Here is a 2,582-nt window from a genome sequence, read left to right on the forward strand (position 1 = left end):
AATCCTCCTGTGTTTGTTATTTTAAGCACTGCATAGCCTTAACTGAACCGTATTGTATTATGATGATGAGAATTGTCCAGACTTTATCAATCCATAACAAATGGCTAAACCGATATTTTGTGGCTAAAGTCATGGCCAGAATCATGACTTCTTTCATGAGTGATTGTGTCAGATATTTCTACAATAGTTGTATCTCATCAGATTAATATTGAGATTTTAAACCTCAAGTCTTATGTCGAAACACAAACTAATCCCTAATCATCAGAATACCTTTCATATATGTAATTAGAAAGATATCCCTAATTTCTAAGTACTGCTGGAGATTTCTGGAATAATCATTATGCTTTGTGTAGTCAAATTACAATTCCAACTCAAACATTAATTGATGTTTTCATCAACTGAAGAGGGACTCATGATTAATCGGGCTATAGACATAATTTTCGTAGATTCCTTTGCCTTTGTAATTAATATCACATTTGGAACACTGCTTCATACTAAAATATGCAATTATTCCTGGGAAGGGAAAACACCCTTTAATTCTAAACCTGAAGAGATTGGCTCTAATCCATCCATTTCACCGTCATCTTCTGAAGATATACATTAGAGTCTGTTTGAAAAGTCCAAGATAGTTATAATTCATCATTCTGAACAAAACGAAGTGAAGCGAATAATCCCAATTTTTCGTTGGAATTGAGATGCTTTACTTCACTGCATTCAGTATGCCAAATATACTTTTCAAACATACTCTAACTTTCAGGAGGCTCTTGAGGTAGAGGTAGAGGAAGAAATAAGTGTATAAGCAATCTCTAACGCTCGTAAAAAGTACTCAAATTTTGTCTCTTTACTCCCTCTGCTCCCCTGCTCCCCCAGCAATCAGAAAGCCTATTTCACGAGGATCTCACTTTTTTACGTTGCTCCCAGTGTGGGGAATGTGGGAAGGAATTGAGAATGGGTGCATAAAGCGATCGCTTTATGCAACGCAGCACCTCCCACACCTCCCACACCTCCCACCCGATGAGTGAGAAATTCGGGCAATCTGCTTCAGACTATAGCCAATGCTTGAATGTTAGGCAGTTTTTCTGCTACTAACTGCCAGTTTTCTCCCAGATCCTCACTTGTAAAAAGCTGATCACCAGCACCAACAAAAATCCTGCCTGCTGTATCCAACGTTAAAACCCGAACCATAACATCAAACTTTGACGGCAATCCCTGTTCAAGTTGTTGCCAGTGTTCACCACCATCTAAGCTTCGATATAGTCCAGCATTTGCTCCTAGCGCCCAAGTCGGTGGGGGACTTGCAGCCGCCGCAACAAAAACTAAATCTGTTTGTGACTTAGATACTACACAAGGTACAGTATAATTACGCTCTAGTCCCTGCATCATCCGTCGCCAGTGCTGACCTCCATCATCACTGCGATAAAAACCGTTCCCAGTCGTTGCATATAACCGCAAACCATCACCAACAGCGACAACTGTATGCACATCCCAATACAATCCCTCGTTCAGGCTATCCCAAGTCTCACCCTGGTTGTGACTTATATAGATTCCTCCCTCTTCAACCCCAATATAAACACCATCTCTATTCGGATCTGGTGCGATGTCGCGAACATGAGGAATATGTGGCGGTGGCGGAAAAGTCCATTGCTCATAACCTGGAATTTGCCGGATCGATTCGTACCCTTTCCAATTTTTTCCTCCATCATCACTTTGATAAAGCAGTGCTGGCGACACTCCTAAATAAAGTCGCCCCGTCAGATGAGGATCAATTGCAAATGACCAAACTTCCTCTTTCACTGGTTTTGAGTGAACTATCTCCCAAGGAGCGTTTTCTGTTTGACAGCAGAGTGAATCCTCTCTTGTCAACGCATAAACCTTCAGACCGTTTGTTGCCAGAAATTTCACTCTTTGCGGTGCTGATTCAACTTCAACAACTGTGTTATCACTTTTTAATTGGAAAAGACCATTTTCTGTACCAATCAAAACTTGAGACATAAACTTTCTCTTTTGAAGATACTTTACTACTTTTAGCTTAGAACTTTTATCAGTTTTTATTTTTCAGTCTCAAGAAGTCCGTTGCGGTACAGCAATGCAACCCGAATGGGTAATAGCTGATGCCCAAGCCCCAGCTTATCCCTTGATAATCAGTTATAAATATCGTTCAATGTTTATGTCTGATTTTTAGGTCATTGACTGAAGAACAGTAAATTGAGCTATTTTCTATTTTTGTCAAATAAATCCTTAGTTATGCTCAAAAATGAACGAATCTCACCCATAGACTAATACGGTTCAGTTAAGCATTTCTTTCTTTTCTCTGCGTCCTCTGCGTCTTGACGGTTCGTTAAAATTTGACTTTGATAACAGAGTTTTAGCCTTAACTGAACCGTATTGACCCATAGACAACTTGTACTATTACTTCTTACCTGCTTGCACACGCCCTTTTGTCCCTTGTGTCACCTCCGATTCTGACTCTTGCTTACTGGAGTTAACCATTTGCATCAAGTGCTGATTTAGATAACTTTGCGCTGAGATAAGTAGAACGAGGTGAAAAAACCAAACTATGTAAAGATAAGTAAATACGTAGA

2 protein-coding genes are annotated in these 2,582 nt (G+C 39.9%); both read right to left on the reverse strand.

All coding sequences use genetic code 11. The features are described 5' to 3' along the window. Window positions 1–906: 906 nt before the first annotated feature. On the reverse strand, window positions 907–1,035 hold the full coding sequence (locus HWQ38_RS09090; protein WP_292792454.1) for a hypothetical protein: 129 nt from the start codon (window positions 1,033–1,035) through the stop codon (window positions 907–909). Window positions 1,036–1,041: 6 nt separating this feature from the next. Continuing rightward, the gene (locus HWQ38_RS09095; protein WP_292792456.1) at window positions 1,042–1,992 is read right to left on the reverse strand and encodes a hypothetical protein; all 951 of its coding nucleotides are present in this window, start codon (window positions 1,990–1,992) and stop codon (window positions 1,042–1,044) included. Window positions 1,993–2,582: the final 590 nt, after the last annotated feature.

The sequence above is a fragment of the Nostoc sp. NMS7 genome (genome assembly GCF_017115085.1).
Taxonomy (GTDB): domain Bacteria; phylum Cyanobacteriota; class Cyanobacteriia; order Cyanobacteriales; family Nostocaceae; genus Nostoc.